12 protein-coding genes and 1 pseudogene are annotated in these 19,332 nt (G+C 71.2%); 5 read left to right on the forward strand and 8 right to left on the reverse strand.

Annotation, left to right across the window (positions count from 1 at the left end; translation table 11 throughout):
* Positions 1-34 precede the first annotated feature (34 nt).
* Both ACIG36_RS01515 and ACIG36_RS01520 read right to left on the reverse strand, forming a co-directional pair.
* Entirely contained in the window at positions 35-1,063 is a 1,029-nt protein-coding gene (locus ACIG36_RS01515) for an aspartate-semialdehyde dehydrogenase (protein WP_399920093.1), read from the reverse strand.
* A 227-nt stretch (positions 1,064-1,290) separates the two neighbouring features.
* A pseudogene (locus tag ACIG36_RS01520) lies at positions 1,291-3,960 on the reverse strand (S8 family serine peptidase); the annotation flags it as partial.
* Positions 3,961-4,474: 514 nt separating this feature from the next.
* Between ACIG36_RS01520 and ACIG36_RS01525 the strand changes: the two are divergent.
* Positions 4,475-6,223 (forward strand): TIGR03767 family metallophosphoesterase, encoded by a 1,749-nt coding sequence (locus ACIG36_RS01525; RefSeq protein ID WP_399920096.1) that lies wholly within the window; start codon positions 4,475-4,477, stop codon positions 6,221-6,223.
* 18 nt (positions 6,224-6,241) lie between these two features.
* On the opposite strand, the gene ACIG36_RS01530 is transcribed toward ACIG36_RS01525, so the two are convergent.
* Entirely contained in the window at positions 6,242-7,291 is a 1,050-nt protein-coding gene (locus ACIG36_RS01530; protein ID WP_399920099.1) for a hypothetical protein, read from the reverse strand.
* 132 nt (positions 7,292-7,423) lie between these two features.
* Complete coding sequence (gene pepN / locus ACIG36_RS01535) at positions 7,424-10,021, reverse strand: aminopeptidase N (RefSeq protein ID WP_399920102.1); 2,598 nt, start codon at positions 10,019-10,021, stop codon at positions 7,424-7,426.
* 128 nt (positions 10,022-10,149) lie between these two features.
* Here pepN and ACIG36_RS01540 point away from each other — a divergent pair, with 128 nt between their 5' ends.
* Entirely contained in the window at positions 10,150-10,785 is a 636-nt protein-coding gene (locus ACIG36_RS01540; RefSeq protein ID WP_399920105.1) for a DsbA family protein, read from the forward strand.
* A gap of 101 nt (positions 10,786-10,886) precedes the next feature.
* The gene (locus tag ACIG36_RS01545; RefSeq protein WP_399920108.1) at positions 10,887-11,513 is read left to right on the forward strand and encodes a hypothetical protein; all 627 of its coding nucleotides are present in this window, start codon (positions 10,887-10,889) and stop codon (positions 11,511-11,513) included.
* 169 nt (positions 11,514-11,682) lie between these two features.
* Here ACIG36_RS01545 and ACIG36_RS01550 read toward each other — a convergent pair whose 3' ends face one another.
* From ACIG36_RS01550 to ACIG36_RS01560, 3 genes are all read right to left on the reverse strand, one after another.
* Complete coding sequence (locus tag ACIG36_RS01550; protein ID WP_225663787.1) at positions 11,683-12,324, reverse strand: superoxide dismutase; 642 nt, start codon at positions 12,322-12,324, stop codon at positions 11,683-11,685.
* A 177-nt stretch (positions 12,325-12,501) separates the two neighbouring features.
* Positions 12,502-13,917 (reverse strand): amino acid permease, encoded by a 1,416-nt coding sequence (locus ACIG36_RS01555; RefSeq protein ID WP_399920111.1) that lies wholly within the window; start codon positions 13,915-13,917, stop codon positions 12,502-12,504.
* A gap of 329 nt (positions 13,918-14,246) precedes the next feature.
* Entirely contained in the window at positions 14,247-15,683 is a 1,437-nt protein-coding gene (locus tag ACIG36_RS01560) for an amino acid permease (RefSeq protein WP_399920113.1), read from the reverse strand.
* A 309-nt stretch (positions 15,684-15,992) separates the two neighbouring features.
* Here ACIG36_RS01560 and ACIG36_RS01565 point away from each other — a divergent pair, with 309 nt between their 5' ends.
* Complete coding sequence (locus tag ACIG36_RS01565; RefSeq protein WP_399920117.1) at positions 15,993-16,601, forward strand: biotin transporter BioY; 609 nt, start codon at positions 15,993-15,995, stop codon at positions 16,599-16,601.
* Between the two features lie 96 nt (positions 16,602-16,697).
* On the opposite strand, the gene ACIG36_RS01570 is transcribed toward ACIG36_RS01565, so the two are convergent.
* A complete protein-coding gene (locus ACIG36_RS01570; RefSeq protein ID WP_399920120.1) occupies positions 16,698-17,627 on the reverse strand; it encodes a hypothetical protein in 930 nt (309 codons plus the stop codon).
* Positions 17,628-17,734: 107 nt separating this feature from the next.
* Here ACIG36_RS01570 and ACIG36_RS01575 point away from each other — a divergent pair, with 107 nt between their 5' ends.
* Positions 17,735-19,324 (forward strand): serine/threonine-protein kinase, encoded by a 1,590-nt coding sequence (locus tag ACIG36_RS01575; RefSeq protein WP_399920123.1) that lies wholly within the window; start codon positions 17,735-17,737, stop codon positions 19,322-19,324.
* Positions 19,325-19,332: the final 8 nt, after the last annotated feature.

A 19,332-nucleotide genomic window follows, 5' to 3' on the forward strand; every position in this document is an offset into this window, starting at 1 on the left:
ATGGGCCCGCCCCCTTCAACGAGGTGCGAGAGCGTCAGCCGCGCAGCTCGGCGGCGACCAGCTCGGCGATCTGGACGGCGTTCAGCGCGGCGCCCTTGCGGAGGTTGTCGCCGGAGAGGAAGAGCGCCAGGCCGTGCTCGACGGTCTCGTCGACACGGATGCGGCCCACGTAGGAGACGTCCTTGCCCGCCGCCTGCAGCGGGGTCGGGATCTCGGACAGCTCGACGCCGGGCGCGTCCTTCAGCAGCTCGTAGGCGCGCTCGACGCCGATCGGACGCTCGAAGCGGGCGTTCACCTGCAGCGAGTGGCCGGAGAAGACGGGCACGCGGACGCAGGTGCCGGAGACCTTGAGGTCCGGGATCTCCAGGATCTTGCGGGACTCGTTGCGGAGCTTCTGCTCCTCGTCGGTCTCGAAGCTGCCGTCCTCGACGATCGCGCCGGCCAGCGGCAGCACGTTGAAGGCGATGGGGCGCTTGTAGACGCCGGGCTCGGGGAACTCGACGGCGTCGCCGTCGTGGGTGAGCTCGGTGGCCCGGTCGGCGACCTTGCGCAGCTGGCCGTCCAGCTCGGCGACGCCGGCCAGCCCGGAGCCGGAGACGGCCTGGTAGGTGGTGGCGACCAGGGCGGTCAGCCCGGCCTCGGCGTGCAGCGGCTTGAGGACCGGCATCGCGGCCATGGTGGTGCAGTTCGGGTTGGCGATGATGCCCTTGGGGCGGTTCGCGATCGCGTGCGGGTTGACCTCGGAGACGACCAGCGGGACCTCGGGGTCACGGCGCCAGGCGGAGGAGTTGTCGATCACGACGGCGCCCTGCGCGGCGACCTTCTCGGCCAGGGCCCGGGAGGTGGCCCCGCCGGCGGAGAAGAGCACGATGTCCAGGCCCGACCAGTCGGCCGTGGCCGCGTCCTCGACGGTGATCTCCGCGTCCTTCCAGGACAGCGTGGACCCGGCGGAACGCGCCGACGCGAACAGGCGCAGCTCGCTGACGGGGAAGTCCCGCTCGGCGAGGATCTTGCGCATGACCCCGCCGACCTGACCGGTGGCTCCGACGATTCCGACCCTCACGAGGACTCCCTACTCACGTACTGCGCGGCTGAACAGCTCCCATCATGGGGTCCTGCGGTGCCCAAAAGTCCAATCGATTGTCCGAAGGACGGACGAGGGGCGGACGGGGGACGGATGGGAGGCGGGCGAGTGACGACGGGGGACGGACGGGGACGGGACGCGGGGCGGTGCGGGCGCTTCCGCCCGCACCGCCCCGCCCGTCCCACCGGCGATTACGGCTTCGCCGTGACCGTCAGCGTGTAGGGGTTCTCCAGCAGCGGGGACGTGCGGCGCGACTCGACCTCGATCTCCCAGACGCCGGGGACCGGGTTCTTGTAGGTGCGCAGGTCCGGGCGGCAGGTGTTGTCCGGGTTGGGGTAGTTCGGGTAGCAGTTGACCGTGGAGGTCTTGTCCGCCGGAACGCCGTAGGGGCTGATGGCGATGAACCGGGTCTGGCTGCCCTCGGCCAGGCCGCCCATCGCGACGTCCAGCGACGTGGTGCCCTTGGGCACGGTCACGAAGTACGACGTGTGGGCGTTGCGCGTGGCCTTGCCCGACGTCTTGAACACGTTCGCGGTCAGCGGCTCGGCGGCGATCACGGTCGTCATGATCTGCTTGTCGGTGCCCTCGGTGCGCTCGTCGTCGACGGCCAGGATCGCGCTGTGGATGCCGGCGGTCTTCGCCTTGGCCTTGACCTTGACGGTCACGGGCTGGTTCAGCGGCAGCTTCACCTCGTCGTCACCGGCGAGCTTGAAGGTGCCGTCGTTGTTGACCCACTCCAGCTCGTGCCGCACCGGCTTGTCCGGGCCGGAGGTGCGGGTGATCACGACGTCGTACGTCCGGGTCTCGCCGGCCTTCAGGCCGCCCTCGCGGTCGTAGAGGCCGGTGCCGAAGCCGGGCGTCTTGAGCCGGCCGGACAGGGCGGTCGCCACGGGGGCCTTGACCGCGTACTCGTGGGCGGTGGCGCCGTCGCGCAGGGACTCCCACGCCTCGACGATGTCGATCAGGCCGGAGCCCTGCTCGTACGCCTGGAAGCCCTTGATCTTCTTGGCGGTGCTGGTGAGCGCCGTGCGCAGGTCGGCCGGGGCGAGCTTCATGTTCTTCTGCTTGGCGGCCGAGATCAGCAGCGCCATCGCGCCCGTGGCCTGCGGGGAGGCCATCGAGGTGCCCTGGAGCATGCCGTAGCCGGGCGGGAGGTCGTAGCCGGCCTCCTTGACGGGCGCGCCGGGCTCCCAGGTCGGGGTGGTGTTGACGGACGCGCCCGGGGCGGTGATCGTCGGGGTGAAGCCGCCGTCCTCGCGCGGGCCGCGGGAGGAGAAGGGCATCATCGCGTACTTGGTCTTCACCTCGGAGCCGTAGTTGGCGGCCCAGGTCTCCTTGGAGACGGACGCGCCGACGCTGATGACCTTGTCGGACAGGGCCGGGTCGCCGATGGTGTTCAGGCCGGGGCCGCTGTTGCCGGCGGAGATCACCAGCTGGACGCCGTAGGTGTCGATGAGGCGGGTGTAGAGCTCGGAGCGGGCGTTGTTGCCGTCGTTGAGCGCGGGCAGGCCGCCGATCGACATGTTGACGATGTCGACGCCGCGGTTGACCACGAGGTCGATCATGCCCTCGGTGAGCGCCACGTTGGTGCAGCCGCCGGTCCAGGTGCAGGCCCGGGAGGAGACCAGCTTGGCGCCGGGCGCCGCGCCGTTCATCTTCCCGCCGAACAGGCCGTTGGCCGCGGTGATGCCCGCGACGTGGGTGCCGTGCTCGGACTCGATGACGCCGATGTTGACGAAGTCGGCCTTCTTGCCGGCCCAGTCGCCGCCCTTGGGGTCCATCGGCACGTCCTTGCGGATCTGCACGACGAAGGGGATGCGCTCGGCGATCGGGGTGCCGGGGTCGTCCTTGCCGAAGTAGCCGACCTGGAAGCCGTCCTTGTACGGCTTCATGTCGGTGTCGTTGCCGAAGTTCCCGTCGTCGTCGAGGTCGACGCGGACGGTGCCCTTGGCCCGGTCGTAGAGGACGGCCCAGGAGTCGGTGGTGTCGCCGTCCCGGTTGAGGTCGCCCTTCATGTCGCCGCCGGTGGTCTCGCTCTCGCGGAAGAGGGCGACCTGGTAGGAGCCGGAGGCCGGGGCGGTGTAGGTGCGGCCGTTGAACGAGAAGCCGGGCCCGGAGACGTCGGAGGTCATCGGCAGCCAGGTGCCGTCCTCGTCCACCAGCGGGTCGGTCGCGGTCACCCAGTCGACGATCTTGCGCTCGCCCGTGGTGGTCTTCTGCAGCGCGGGGTGCTCGAGGTCGATGCCGGAGTCCAGGATGCCGATGGTCACGCCGCGGCCGTCGGCCTTGGGGTGGTCCTCGGTGAACTCGACGGCGCCGGTCTCGAAGGCCGGCTGGTAGGGGTTCTTCGCCGGGGTGTTCTTGCCGGGGGCCGGGTACGTCCGGTCCTTGGCGAGCTTCGGCGCGCCCTGCGCCGTGTCGGCGCGCGGGGTGGGGTCCGGGAGCCGGATCTCCTGCTTGAGGTCGATGCCGTGCACGGCGTCGAGCTTCTTCGCCTCGTCGATGGCGGCGTCGGCCCGGTCGGTCGGGACGGTGACGCGGACGTAGCCGAGCTTGTCGTAGGCCTGGCCCACCGAGGCGCCCTTGATCGCGTCCAGCGTGCCGGCGACCTGTCCGGCCTTGCCGGGCTGCGTGGCGATCATCATGGTGACGGTCTTCTCACCGTCGGCCTTGGCCTTGGCCAGCAGGTCCGCGTCCTGCGAACCGAGCTTGTCCGAGGCCGACTTGGCCGGTCCGGGCCGCGGTGCCGGGTCGTCGGCGAGCGCGGGGGCGGCGCCCGTCGCGGTGAGGGCGGCCACGAGCGAGGCGGCGACGGCTATTCGGGCGGCGCGTCTCGCGCCCGGCGGCGCGTTCCGGGGGTCGGGGGTGGTGGTCATGGGTATCCCTGACTGAAGTGATGAAGAAGAAACAAAAGGGGAAACAGAAAGTGCACAGCGCTGGGCACCACGGCATGGGCGTCCGGAAAGCGGAGGCCGATGACGGATCACTTTGATGGAAGTGGCGGCGGTTTGGGGAGAGTTGTCAGGGCAGGAACATAAGGATGGCGTAAACCCGCCACACGCCACGCGGGATGAAGCGGGACGGAGGCCGTGAAGCGGTCAGAGGCGTTCCCGCAGCTCAGCTGCTGTACGACAAACGGACTAAAGCACTGCCTGGTGAGCGGCGCGAGGGTTCCCCTCGAGGGTGAACGCTGAGTGAGCGTCAGCACTCCAGGGGACGAGTGGTGTATGTCAGTTCGCAGTAGCCAAGATCCATGTGAGGTGATCGGCGGCGACCGTTGCGGTCATGTTCACGCCCAGGTCATTCGCGCTGCCAACGATCCTCACTGACCGGGCCGGAAGCCCGCCCGCACGTCCGCCAGCCTTCGCGTTCGCACTCGGGGAGACCGCCATGCACCGCAGATCCCGCAGAACCGCAGACTCGCAGCTCGACCGCCGTTCCTTCCTGGCCGCGGCGGGAGCCGTCACCACGGCCACCGGTCTGGGCCTGGCCGTGGGCATGGACGCAGGACCGGCCGCCGCCACGCCCGGCGACCCCACCCCCGCTCCCACGCCGGGAGCGCAGGCCCAGGCCACGGCCACCACGGGCACCGCCGCCCCCACCGGCGCCGGCACCACCCTGGTCACCGTCGCCGCCCCCCGCGGCACCAGCGGCTACCGGCGCCTGGGCGAGGGCCCCGGCTGGCCCAGGGTCGTCCGGGCCGACCTGGCCGAGGGTCAGTCCGGCCGCGAGGACCGGCGCACCACGCTCGCCAGCTTCGTCCAGTTCACCGACCTGCACCTGACGGACGTACAGCATCCGCTGCGCTACGAGTTCTTCCGCTCGGCCGGCTCGGGCGGCTGGCGGCCGCACGAGGCGCTGACCCTGCCCGGCGTGGTCTCGCTGGTCGAGCGGGTGAACAAGCTGCGCCGCGGACCGGTCACCGGCCACCCCTTCGCCTTCATGGTCACCACCGGCGACAACGGCGACGAGAACGCCAAGATCGAGGTCGAGTGGTTCCTCACCGCCCTCAGCGGCGGCCGGCTCAACCCCAACACCGGCGACGCCCGCCACTACGAGGGCGTCCAGAACAGCGGCCTCAAGCTCTACTGGCACCCCGACAGCGCCCTGCGCGACCAGGACAAGGCCGCCGGCTACCCGCGGATCGACGGCTACCTCGCCGCCGCGACCCGCCGCGTCACCAGCCCCGGCCTGAACATCCCCTGGTACTCCACCTTCGGCAACCACGACGGGCTCTCCGGCGGCTGCTACCCGGCGGCCGGCACCTTCATCTCCGAGGTCGCCGTCGGCAACAAGAAGCTGCAGTACATCCCGCCCGCCGAGGCGAAATGGCTGATCGAGGGCGAGGTCAACGGCGTCGACCCCAAGGGCGAGCGCATAAGGGAGATGCTCAGGAAGCACAAGAAGGACATGCGCACGGTCACCGCCGACCCCCGCCGGGTGCCGCTGACCGCCCGCCAGTACGTGGCCGCCCACCTCGACCCCCGGTACACCGGCCGCGGGCCCGTCGGGCACGGCTACACCCGCGCCAACCTCGACTCGGGCAACCTCTACTACACCTTCCGGGTCTCCGACCGCGTCATCGGCATCAGCATCGACTCCACCGACCCCGGCGGCCACTACCAGGGCTCGCTCGGCACCTCACAACTCGACTGGCTCGACAGGACTCTGAAGGAGCATCGGGACCAGTACGCGCTCGTCTTCAGCCACCACCCCAGCTGGAGCATGAACAACATGACGCCGGACCCCGCCCGTCCGGCCGAGAAGCGGCACAACGGCGACGAGGTGCTCGCCCTGCTGCGCAAGCACAACAACGTGCTGGCCTGGATCAACGGCCACAGCCACCGCAACCGCATCCGCCCGCGCGGCACCTTCTGGGAGATCGCCACCGCCTCGCACGTCGACTACCCGCAGCTTGCCCGGATCATCGAGATCACGGACAACAAGGACGGGACGATCTCCCTGTTCACCACCCTCATCGAGTCGGCCGCGCCCTACCGCACCGACTTCCACGACCTGTCCCAGACCGGGCTCGCCGCCCTCTACCGCGAGCTGGCCTTCAACTCCCCCGGCTCGGACACCTCCCTCGCCGGCGCGCCCACCGACCGCAACACCGAGCTGCTGCTCCCCAGTCGCTGACGGTCTCCGCCGGCGCCCCTACCGGGGCAGCACCACGAGGTACGCGGCAGGGCCGCGATCGGCGGACGCCACCAGGGCGGTGCGCACGATCGCGGCCTGCTCCTCGAGCGCCTCGTGGTCGCGCAGCCCGCGCGGCGTCACCTGGACGACCGTGATGCCCAGCCGCTCCAGGTACTCCCGCTTGCGGGACTGCTCCGACCAGACCGGATCGTCGCCCTCCTGCCGCGGCCCCCGGGTGTCGATCTCCAGCGCCACCCCGTGGTCGGGCCAGAACGCGTCCACGCCGCCCAGGCACGGACCGCCCGGCAGCCGCAGCTCCACGTTCCACAGCGGGGCCGGCAGCGCCTGCTCGCGCACCATGTCGTACAGCCGGCCCTCGGCGACCGAGCGGCTCTCGGCGAGCAGCGCGTCGACCGCCTCCACCACCTGCGGCCGGTTCAGCAGCCGGGCCCGGCCGAGCTCCCGCACCAGCGCCGAGGCCTCGCAGTGCCCGCCGCGCACGGCCTCGGTCAGCAGCCGGCGCACCTCTGCCGCGTCGGTCAGGTGGGTCACGGCGTCGGCCACCGCGCGGGCGGCCGGGGCGACCGGCAGGCCGGTGAGCGTCACCGGGCGGGGCAGCGAGTGTGCCCGGACCACGCGCACGAACCCCGTCGAGCGCAGCCGCCGGGTGCGCGGCACCAGGACGTCGATGTGCTCGAGGGAGAGCAGCGAGGGCACCGAGGTGAAGCGGTGCAGGGCCAGCGCCGCCGCACCGGTGATCATCGCCTGGCCGTAGGGGGCCGGCTCGGGGGTGCGCGGGCCGCCGGGCCCCGGCTGGCGGGGCACCTGGGCGCGCGGAAGGGTGTACATCAGGGCCGCGTGCAGCCGCTCCTCGCTGGTGGCGGGACCGGTGTGCAGCAGGTAGACGCCCGGCAGCAGCTGCCGCCACGGCCCGCCCTGGCGGCAGCGCTCACCGGCCTCGGAACCCGTGACGCCGTGCTCCCGCAACTGACGGGACGTCATGACGCGGTGCCGGACGTCGGACAGGTGGTACAGGGGGCGGGGGGAGAGGGGGGTGTTGGGGTTCATGCCCCGGCCATTCCCGCTCCCGCCCCACTCCCTAACCGCTGTTACGTACCCGTCGGGATTTCCGGACAACCCCGTGTTCTTGCAATGGATTTGAAGGTTTCGTGAAGACCCGTGACGACGGTGGTGAGACGCCTACCGGGCGGCCGCCACGTCGCACTCCTGCGCGCGCAGGGCGCGCGCCAGGTCGTCCCGCGCCTCCAGCACCAGCCGCCGCAGGGCAGGCGGGGCATCCGCGTGCGTGGCCAGCCAGAAGTCCGTGGCCGCCAGCGTTTCCGGGCTGTCCTGCAGGGACGGGAACAGGCCGCGGACGACGGCCATGGCGATCTCGATGGACCGCTCCCGCCACACGCGCTCGATCACCTCGAAGTAGCGCGGGGCGAAGGGCGCCAGCAGGTCGCGCTGGTCCGGCTGCCCCCAGCCTGCGATGGTGGCCTCGGCCAGCGCGTTGGACAGCGCGTCGGAGTCCACGACCGCCGCCCACGCCTCGGCCTTGACCTCGGCGGACGGACGGGCGGCCAGGCAGCGCACCTGGTGCCTGCGGCCGGAGGCGGTGTTGTCGCGGGCCAGCTCGGCTGCCACCGCCGGCTCGTCGGCCACGCCCCGCGCGGTGAGGGTGCCCAGGAACGCCCAGCGCAGCTCCTGGTCGACCTCGAGCCCGTCGATGCGCGCGGTGCCCTCGAGCAGGCCGCGCAGCAGCTGCAGGTCCGCCTCCGTGCCCGCGAGCTGCGCGAAGAACCGCGCCCACGCCAGCTGGTGGCCGCTGCCGGGCTCGGCCAGCCGCAGCTCGCTCAGCGCGCTGCCGGCCAGCTCCCGGCAGGCCGCCTCGCGCGAGTCGGGGGCCGCGTAGTGGGTGAGCGCGCCGGTGGCCCAGGACTGGACCATCTGCAGCACGCCGATGTCGGTCTCGGCGCCCGCGAAGCGCCGCACCAGCTCGAGGTAGTCGCGGCTGGGCAGCAGCCCGTCGCGGGTGAGGTTCCACAGCGCGGACCAGCACAGGGCGCGGGCCAGCGGGTCGGTGAGGTCGCCCAGGCGCTCGCGCAGGGTGGCCAGCGAGCCCTCGTCGAAGCGGATCTTGCAGTACGTCAGGTCCTCGTCGTTGACCAGGATCAGCTCGGGCCGCTCGGCGCCCGCCAGTTCCTCGACCACCGTGCGCGGCCCGGCGACGTCGACCTCGGCACGGGCGTAGCGCTCGAGCGCGCCGCTCGCCTCCCGCCTGCGGTACAGCCCGACGGCCACCCGGTGCGGGCGCAGCTCGGGGTGCGATTCCGGGGCCTCCTGAAGGATCGCCAGCTCCGTGATGCGGTCGGCGGAGTCGTAGGTGGCCAGCGGGGTGAGCGAGTTGACGCCGGCCGTCTGCAGCCAGGACCGCGACCAGGCGGCCATGTCCCGGCCGGAGGTCTCCTCGAGCACCTCCAGCAGGTGCTCCAGGCGGGTGTTGCCGTAGGCGTGGCGCTTGAAGTAGCGGCGGGCGCCCTCGAGGAAGGCGTCGCGGCCCACGTAGGCCACCAGCTGTTTGAGGACCGAGGCCCCCTTGGCGTAGGTGATGCCGTCGAAGTTGAGCTTGGCGTCCTCCAGGTCGTGGATGTCGGCCGTGACGGGGTGGGTGGAGGGCAGCTGGTCGGCGCGGTAGGCCCAGGACTTGCGGTTGTTGGCGAAGGTGATCCAGGCGCTGTCGAAGCGTGTTGCCTCCACCTGCGAGAAGGAGCCCATGAAGTCGGCGAACGACTCCTTGAGCCACAGGTCGTCCCACCACTCCATGGTGACCAGGTCGCCGAACCACATGTGCGCCATCTCGTGCAGGATGACGTTGGCCCGGCGCTCGTAGGCCGTGCGCGTCACCTTGCCGCGGAAGACGAACTCCTCGCGGAAGGTCACGCAGCCCGGGTTCTCCATGGCCCCGATGTTGTACTCCGGCACGAACGCCTGGTCGTACTTGCCGAAGGGGTAGGGGAAGTCGAAGTGGTCGTGGAAGAAGTCCAGCCCCTGCTTGGTGACGGTGAAGATGTCGTCCGCGTCGAAGTGGCGGGCCAGGCCCTTGCGGCACAGCGCGCCCAGCGGGATCTCCTGCACGGTCCCGTCGGCGAACGTGCGGCTGTAGTGGTCGCGCACGACGTGGTAGGGGCCGGCCACGACGGCCGTGATGTAGGTGGAGATCGGCGCGGTCGGCACGAAGCGCCAGGTGGCGGAGGAGACGTCGGTCTTCTCCGGCTCCCCGTCCTGCTCGCCGTTGCTCAGCACGGTCCAGTCGGCGGGCGCGGTCACCGAGAAGGTGAAGGGGGCCTTGAGGTCCGGCTGCTCGAAGTTCGCGAAGACGCGGCGGGCGTCGGCGGGCTCGTACTGGGTGTAGAGGTAGACCTCGCCGTCCTCGGGGTCGACGAAGCGGTGCAGGCCTTCGCCGGTGCGGCTGTAGGCGCACTGGGCGTCGACGACGAGGACGTTCTCGGCGGCGAGGCCGTCCAGGGCGATCCGCGTGCCGTCGAAGACCGCCTTGGTGTCCAGCTCGCGGCCGTTGAGGGTGACGGAGGTGACCGAGGGCGCCACCAGGTCGGCGAAGGTGCCGGCGCCGGGCTCGGCGCAGCGGAAGCGGACCGTGGTCACCGACCGGAACGTCCGCGGCTCGGGGCCCGGCCCCACAGCGGACCGCAGATCGAGCGCCACGTCGTAGGCGTCCACGGTCAGCAGCCGGGCCCGCTCGCGGGCCTCCTCGCGGGTCAGGTTCTCACCGGGCACGTCGCGGCTCCCTCGTCTTCGACACGTCGTCTTCGTCACGTATTTCGAACATCAGGAATCATGGCACGGTGCGTGCTGGTTGAATCGCTGACCGTCCACCCAGTTCAGAGACGTCAGAGGAGATTCGCGTGACCGCGGAGAGAGTGACCGCCGACTTCTGGTTCGACCCCGCCTGCCCCTGGGCCTGGATGACCTCGCGCTGGATGGTGGAGGTCGAGAAGGTGCGCCCGGTGGACGTGCGCTGGCATGTGATGAGCCTGGCGGTGCTCAACGAGCACAGGATCGACGAGGTGCCCGAGCAGTTCCGCGAGTTCCTGCGGGTCGACGCCTGGAAGTCGGTGCGGGTGTGCATCGCGGCGGGCAAGGAGTTCGGCGACGAGGCGGTCGGCCGCCTCTACGCCGCGCTCGGCACCCGCTTCCACAACCAGGGCCTGCCGCAGAACCGCGACACGATGCTCGCCGCCCTGGAGGAGGCCGGCCTGCCGGCGCGCCTCGCGGACGCCGCGGACACCGACGCGTACGACGCGGACCTGCGGGTGTCCCACAAGGAGGGCATCGACAAGGTCGGCGAGGACGTCGGCACCCCGGTGATCGCCGTCCCCGGCCCCGAGGGCACGGAGGTGGCCTTCTTCGGCCCCGTCGTCACTCCCGCCCCGAAGGGCGAGGCTGCGGCCCGGCTGTGGGACGGCACCTTGCTGGTCGCCTCGACGCCGGGCTTCTACGAGATCAAGCGGACGCGGACGCAGGGGCCGGTCTTCGACTGACGCGTCCGGTGACCCGTCCGGTGACCCGTCCGGTGACCCGTCCGGTGTCTTGAGGGACCGTAGAACGGGCGACCCCGCGAAAGGTCCCTTAATGTCCCGGTATGGACCAGGTCGACCTCTCCCGGCCGCTCGGCCGTGACGGCGGCTGGGCCGAGGCCGAGCCGCCCTGTGGCAACGCCGGCCACGCGGAGCTGCCCGTACGCCCGTACGACCTGCTGACGCTGGCCGGCGGCCACGCGCTGCGCGTCCTGTGGTCGCTGCTGGGGCTGCGGAACGCGGCGGGGGTGCTGCGGCACTACCTGCGCGGCACCGGTTCCCCCTACCGGGTGGACGCCGAGGCGCTGCTCGCCCTGCCCGTCGTGCGGGAGGCGGCCGAGGCGCAGCTGGCGCAGTGGCGGGTGGAGGCCCTGGCGCGGTGGCGCGCCGGGGCCCGCGCGGCCGCCGCGTACCCCGCCGACAGCGGCTGGCGCGACGTACTGATCACCCGGCGCGTGAGCGCCGACTGGTGGCTGGCCCTGCGCTGCGTGGAGTTCCGGCTGACGGGCACGGTGCGGGTGACCGCCGAGGGCGCGACGGCCGTCGACTACCGTTTCGCTGCGCAGAAGGCGTGGAACTTCGACCGGGGCAAGTCCGAGCTGGGCGTGCCCTTCACTCCGTTCGCCCGGTTGCACGAGACGGGGCTGGCGAGGGAGTTCACGGTGACGGGAGAGGCGTTCGGGAGGGCCTGACGGCCTTCCGGCGGTCTCCTGGTGGAATGGGGGCAGGCCCCCGCGCGATCCGAACGCGCGGGGGCCTGCCCGGTGCCTGCCACGTGAAGGGTGAGAAGACGATCACGAGCAGGCGGTCTCGGGGGCTCTTGAACAGCCCTCAAGGAGCACTCGAGGAGTGTTCAAGTGATCAGGGCGCCAGGATGATGGAGCTGCCCTTCTCCTTCGCGGCGAGGTAGCGCGCGTTGACGTCCTGCCAGTTGACGACGGCCCACATGGCGTCGATGAAGTCGACCTTCTGGTTCTTGTACTGCAGGTAGAAGGCGTGCTCCCAGGCGTCGAAGACCAGGATCGGGACCGAGCCCTGGCCCACGTTGCCCTGGTGGTCGTAGACCTGCTCGACGATCAGGCGGCCACTGATCGGCTCGTAGGCGAGCACGCCCCAGCCGGAGCCCTGCGTGGTGGCGGAGGCCTTGGTCAGCTGCGCCTTGAACTTGGCGAAGGAACCGAAGGACTCGGCGATGGCGTCCGCGAGCTCGCCCACGCCGTCCTTGTCCAGGGGCTCGCCGCCGCCGTCGCCGGTCATGTTCTGCCAGTAGATGCTGTGCAGGATGTGGCCGGAGAGGTGAAAGGCGAGGTTCTTCTCGAGGCCGTTGATCGCGCCCCACTGGTCCTTGTCGCGGGCCTCGGCGAGCTGCTCGAGGGTGTCGTTCGCGCCCTTGACGTACGCCGCGTGGTGCTTGTCGTGGTGCAGCTCGATGATCTTCGCGTCGATGACGGGCTGCAGCGCCGCGTAATCGTAGGGAAGTTCGGGAAGTGTGTAGATGGCCATGCCGAGCCCTCCGACTGCTTATTGCAATTAACTTGCAGGTAGACGCTACCAGTAAGTACTCGTCAGAAGCGGTAGAGGGGGCGGGCTTCGGTCCAAAGACGGAGGCGGGGTAGGTCCTGAAGATCAGGACCTACCCCGCCTCGGGGAGTGGGTGGTCGACGGTGCCGCTGCCGGGCGTCAGGTGCGTGCGGCCGCCATGCGCTGGCGCACGTATCCGGTCACGGCGAGGACGAGCGTGAGGCCGCCGGTGAAGTACAGCTGGAGGCGGGTCTCCTCCTCGCGCAGCATCAGGGCGAGCACCCCGATGATCCCGGCCAGGGCCAGCCAGGTCAGGTACGGGAAGAGCCACATCCTGACGATCAGCTGGTCCTTGGGGATGCGGCGCCGGCCCACCAGCTGGGAGACGGCGATGAAGCCCCAGACCACCAGGGTGGCCGCGCCCACCATGTTGAGCAGCCACTTGAAGATGGTGGTCGGCCACCAGTAGCTGAGCAGCACCGCGAGGTAGCCGAAGGCGGCCGAGGCGATCACCGCGTTGCGCGGGACGCCGCGCTTGACCTTGCCGAGGGCCTTCGGCCCCTGGCCGCGGGTGACCAGCGAGAAGGCGATGCGCGAGGAGCCGTAGATGTTGGCGTTCATCGCGGACAGCAGGGCGATCAGCACGACCACGTTCATGATCTGGCCGGCGGCGGGGATCTCGAGGTGGTTGAGGACGGCGACATAGGGGCCCTTGACGACCGACGGGTGGTCCCACGGGATCAGGGTGACGACGATCAGCAGCGAGCCGACGTAGAAGAGCGCGATGCGCCACATCGCGGTGCGCACAGCCTTGGCGACGCCCTTGCGGGGGTGCTCGGACTCGGCCGCGGCGATGGTCACCGTCTCCAGGCCGCCGTAGGCGAAGACGGACGCGAGCAGGCCCACGACCAGGCCGTTGACGCCCATCGGGAAGAAGCCGCCGTTACCGGTGAGGTTGTCGGCGCCGGGGGCGTCGGTGCCGGGCAGCAGGCCGAGGACGGCCAGGACGCCCAGGACCAGGAAGACCGCGATCGCCGTGACCTTGAGGGTGGCGAACCAGAACTCGAACTCGCCGAAGTTGCTCACCGCCGCCAGGTTGGACACGGTGAACATGACCATGAACAGGGCCACCCACATCCATGACTCGGTGCCGGGGAACCAGCCGGTCATGATGGACGCCGCGCCGATGCCCTCGGCGGCGACGGCCACGCACAGCAGGGTCCAGAACACCCAGCCCGAGGTGAAGCCCGCCCAGGGCCCGATCGTCCGGTCGGCGTGCACGGAGAAGGAGCCGGAGGCCGGGTTGGCCGCCGACATCTCGCCGAGCATGCGCATCACGAGCATCACCAGCAGCCCGGAGGCCGCATAGGCCAGCACGATCGACGGTCCGGCGGCGGCGATGCCCGCGCCGGACCCGACGAAGAGCCCGGCGCCGATGACGCCGCCCAGCGCGATCATCGACAGATGGCGCTGCTTGAGCCCGTGCGACAGGGGGGATTCCGCCTGCGGGTCCACCGGGACCGCATCGGGCGCGGGGGTGCCGCACGCCGCCGGCGGGGAGGGTATACCAGTCATGATCGTGAGTGCCCCGTTGAGTGAGAGCGGAAAAGTTGCCTCAGTGTCGGGGCGATGTTGGCTGAGGACAATACCCCTTACACAGGTATCCGATATTCGGACAGATGTATGACCGTCCGTGTCTGACATATCGGCAAAACCGGAACCTGGCTCTTGGGAGCCGGGTTACCGGGGGGTGGGCCGGTGGGGCCCGGTGGGCCCGATCGGGCCCGGTGCGGGTCCGGCCGGGCCCGGTGCACGTCGGCCGGCTCGGCCGGTTCGTCCCTGGGCCCGGTGACCGTCCGCTGGGCGGACGGCCGCCGTCCCCTACGACGACGACGCGTCTACGACTACGACGCGTCGTCGTCGGCCCGGCCGGCCGAGGCCGTGGCCCCGGTCCGCCGAAGGCGGAGCTCCCGCAGGAACGCCACCACGAGCACCGCCCCCGTCGCCGCCGCCGACCACGCCAGCTGCGGCCGGGCGCCGTCGTCGGTCAGCATCAGGACCAGCACGCCGCCCATGCCGGCCAGCGCCGCCCACGTGAGATAGGGGAAGCACCACATCCGCAGCGTCAGCCGCTCCGGCATCTCGCGCTCGATGCGCCGCCGCAGCCGCAGCTGGGAGACGGCGATCAGGCCCCAGACGAACAGCAGGACGGCACCCACCGCGTTCAGCAGATAGTGGAAGATCGAGTCCGGCCACTTCAGGTTGAGGACGACCGACGCGAAACCGAACGCCACCGACGCCAGCACCGCCCGGCGCGGCACGCCGCCCCCGGACACCTTCAGCAGCGAGCGCGGTGCCTCGCCCCGCTCGGCGAGCGAGAAGACCATCCGCGACGAGCCGTAGAGGTTGGCGTTCAGCGCGGACAGCAGCGCCACGAACACCACGATGTTCATGATCTGCCCGGCCGACGGCACCCCGATGTGGTCCAGCACGGCCACGTACGGGCTCTGCCCCGGCTTCATGGCCGACCACGGCAGCAGGGTGACGATGACCAGCATCGAGCCCACGTAGAAGAAGAGGATGCGCCACACGGCGCTGCGCACCGCCCGGCCCACGGCCCGCGCGGGGTCGTCGGACTCGGCGGCGGCGATCGTGACGACCTCCAGGCCGCCGAAGGCGAAGACGACGGCGAGGACGCCCGAGACCACACCGGCCCAGCCGTTGGGCAGGAAGCCGCCCTGGCCGGTGAGGTTGGACATCCCGACCGCGTCGGTGTCCGGCAGCAGCCCGAAGATGGCCAGCAGGCTCAGCCCGAGGAAGAGGACGATCGCCCCGACCTTCAGCGCGGCGAACCAGAACTCGAACTCGCCGAAGTTCTTCACGGCCGCGAGGTTCGCGGTCGTGAAGACCAGCATGAAGATCAACACCCAGCCCCACTGCGGCACCGACGGCACCCAGCCGTGCGCGATCTGCGCGGCACCGGTCGCCTCCACGGCGAGCACGACCACCAGCAGGAACCAGTACAGCCAGCCCACCGTGAACCCGGCCCACCGGCCCAGCGCGCGCTCGGCGTGCACCGAGAAGGCGCCGGAGGCGGGCATCGCCGAGGAGAGCTCGCCCAGCATCCGCATCACCAGCATCGCGAGCGCGCCCGCGATCAGGTACGAGACGATGATCCCGGGCCCGGCCACGGCGATCCCGGCACCCGAGCCGACGAACAGGCCGGCGCCGATGACACCGCCCAGCCCCAGCATCGTCAGGTGCCGCTGCTTGAGCCCGGCGGCCAGCGGCTCTTTCCCGCCGTCGGCCAGTGGCTCGGCGACAAGCTGTGCGTCGTGCATGGGTGGTACTTCCGGATCTGTGCGTGGTGCGGCGCGAGGCGCGCGGAAAAACGCAGAGCGCGCACAAACGCAAGGAGCGGTTCCAGATTCCCCCGGCCGGGTGGCCCCAGCCAAGCCGCACAGGGCCTCTCGTGACAAGCATCACGTTTACGCAAGCAACTTCTTCCCGTTACGGACCCGACCCACGCACGGCGCGCGGAACCCGCCAAAGCTCGGCGGTCCGCCTTGTCACTGCTGTCCGGTGCTCACGGGATCACGCTCGGCTAACGTCGGGCTGTCCTTTACTTGTCCCCACCACGCGGAGTACCGATGGCCACCGCTACCGCCCACGTCACCCGTACCCGTACCGGTACGGTCCTCGCCGATCTGCTGCCCGCCTCCACCGCCGGCCGCGCCCGCGTCCGCGACGCGGCCCTGATCCTCGGCGGCGCCGCGCTGACCGGCATCACCGCGCAGATAGCCGTGCCCGTCCCCGGCTCCCCGGTCCCGGTCAGCGGCCAGACCTTCGCCGCGCTGCTCGTCGGCACCGCCCTCGGCGCGCGCCGAGGCTTCCTCTCCCTCGCCCTGTACGCCGTGGCCGGCATCGCGGGCATGCCCTGGTTCGCCGAGGCCAAGTCCGGCGCCGCGTTCCCGTCCTTCGGCTACGTCCTGGGCATGCTGCTGGCCGCCACCGTCGTCGGCGCCCTGGCCCGTCGCGGCGCCGACCGCTCCGTGCTGCGCACCGCGGGCACGATGGCGCTGGGTTCCGCGATCATCTACGCGGTCGGCGTCCCCTACCTCGCGCTGGCCGCCCACATGCCGCTCACCGAGGCCGTGGCGGTGGGCATGACCCCGTTCCTGATCGGTGACGTCCTCAAGGCCGCGCTGGCCATGGGCGCGCTGCCGGCCGCCTGGAAGCTGCTGGGCAAGCGGGGCTGAGCACCTCCTTTTCCTACGTACTACCTACGGGCCGGGCCCGCATCCCCAAGTCGGGGGTGCGGGCCCGGTTCGTATGCGGCGGACGGCGAGGAGGTCTCAGTGGCGGCCGCCGCTCCGCCGGCGCGTCAGCCAGAGGCCGGTCGCGCCGGCGGCCAGCAGGAGGGCGGCGACGAGAGCCGCGAGGATCAGCAGCGTGGGCGAGGCGCCGGTACGGGCCAGCTCGTCCTCGTCGTAGTCGTCGGTCGCGGTGGCCGCGGGCTTGCCCGCGCTCTTGGTCGGGGACGGGGCGGTGGTGGCCGGACCGCCGGTGCGGCCGGGACCGGTGGTCGGCGCGGCGCCGCCCGTGGTCCTGCTCGGCGCGGCGGTCGGGGCGGTGCTCGGTGAACCGCTCGGTGAAGCGGTGCCGCCGCCGCTGCTCGGTGTCGCGCCGCCGGGGGTCGCGGCGGATCCGGAGGGGACGTTCTTGGTGCCCAGCAGCAGGGGGGTGTCGGGCGCGTCGGAACTGGTGTCGGTGGTCCCGAAGTGCACGGGGCCCTGCTGCCACAGCAGCGTCTTCGTGTCGCCCAGGGTGACCGGCAGACAGACCTGGCCGGCCTTCCGCAGGTCGAACGCCGCCGAGACGCGATACGTGCGGCTCTGGCCGGCCGCGAGTTTATCGACGGCGCAGGTGTATCCGCTGTTGGAACCCGGCGGGAGCTGTCCGGTGGGAATGGCCGTGCAGCCCTCCACGGCAGTGATGCGCAATCCCTCGAATCCCACGACCTTCAGCTTGATCGCGCCGATTTCCTTGGCCTCGCCATTACGGACCGTCGCGGTCAGACTGGTGTTCCCCGTCTTTTTGTCCACAGATATCTTCTTCGGCAGCTGTGTGCTGACCTTGTAGCCGGCGGGCGCACTGGCAGCCGGGCTGCCGCCCTGGCTGCTGCCCGGGGCGGGTTCGTCCGCCAAGGCGCTGAACGGCAGCAACGCCACCGCCGTCACGGCCACCGGCGCCAGGCGGCGCATTCGCGGATAACTTCGGAACATTTTCGCTCCCCCCTATCTCCGCTCCCTGCGGAAGTATTTGAATAGGTACCACAAGATTCCAATGTCCGAAGGTGCGGAAAGGTAATTCCGCAATGGGGGCGGGCCTGGTGGGGAATTCGAGTGGTGAGATGCAGGGGCGGCTCGTGGTGGGCCGTTACCGGCTGCTGGAATTGATCGGGCGCGGCGGAATGGGGCGGGTGTGGCGCGCCACCGACGAGACGCTGGGCCGGCGGGTGGCGGCGAAGGAGATCCGCATCGACGGGCTCATGGGGGAGGAGAGCGCGGTCCAGCGGGAGCGCAGTCTGCGGGAGGCGCGGGCCACGGCCCGTATCGACCACCCCAACGTGGTGCGCGTCTACGACGTCGCCGAGGAGGACCAGCGGCTGTGGATCGTGATGGAGCTCGTCGACGGCCGCTCGCTGGAGCAGGTGCTGGTGCGCGAGGGTCCGGTCGCCCCGCTCGAGGCCGCGCGGATCGGGCTGGGGCTGGCGCGCGCCCTGCGCGCGGTGCACGCGGTCGGCGTGCTGCACCGTGACATCAAGCCCGGCAACGTCCTGCTCACCGCGCGCGGCCGGATCGTCCTCACCGACTTCGGCATCGCGGCGATGCAGGACGCCGCGGCCCTGACGATGGCCGGAACCCTGGTCGGCTCCCCGGACTACATGGCGCCGGAACGGATCGAGGGGCGGCTGCAGGGCCCGCCGTCCGACCTGTGGTCGCTGGGCGCGACGCTGTGCGCGGCGGTGGCCGGTCACTCGCCCTTCAGCCGCGCGACCACCATGGCCACTCTGCACGCCGTCCTCTACGAGCAGCCCGAGATCCCGACGGCCGGGGGCCCGCTGCGGGAACTGCTGGCCGGCCTGCTGCTGAAGGAACCCGCCCGGCGGCCGAACCTCGACACCACGGAGGAGACCCTGGCCGCCCTGCTGGAACCCCCGCCCCCGGAGCCGGTCCCGCACCCGCCGACGGCGGTCGCCGTCACCGAACTGCCGCCGCTGCCGTCGCCCGTGGCCCCGCCGGCGCCCGCGCCCGTACCGCCTGCGCGGGGCGCCCGGCGCGGGCACCGGACGGCCGTGTTCACCGCCGGCGCGGTGGTGGCGGTCTCGGTCGTCATCGCCGTGATCGTCCTGGCGATGCAGGGGACGGACAAAGGAGAGGGGGGCACGGCGGCGGGGGTGACAGGCGGCACGAGCCGTCCCTCGGTGAGCTCCCCGGCGCCCGCGAAGCCCACCGCGTCCGCTCCGGCGTCCGCTCCGGCGTCCGCTCAGCCATCCGCTCCCGCCACCGCCCGCCGTACCGAGGACGGTTTCAGCTGGGTACCGCCCGCCGGCTGGAACCGCACCCAGCAGAGCCCGAGCGACGTGACCTACACCTCGAAGGACGGCGGCATCGAGCTCTCGGCCAAGCAGGGCCGAAAGACCGAGGATTTGCTGACGCACTGGCAGCGGTTCGAGGAGGGCTTCCACGACACCCCGGGCTACCGCAAGATCAGGCTGGAACGGACGACGTTCTCCGGCAACCCCGCGGTCGTCTGGGAGTACGCCTTCCTGCAGAGCGGGCAGCAGCGGCAGGGCCGTCAGCTGGGGTTCGAGGAGGGAGGACGGACGTACCAGGTGAGCGTCTGGTACGCCGACGCCGCCGAGAGCACGGCGCTGGCGGTCTACGAAAGGACGAAGGGGTCGTTCCGCGTCGGCTGACGACGCGG

This window comes from Streptomyces sp. NPDC053048, assembly GCF_044547045.1.
Taxonomy (GTDB): Bacteria; Actinomycetota; Actinomycetes; order Streptomycetales; family Streptomycetaceae; genus Streptomyces.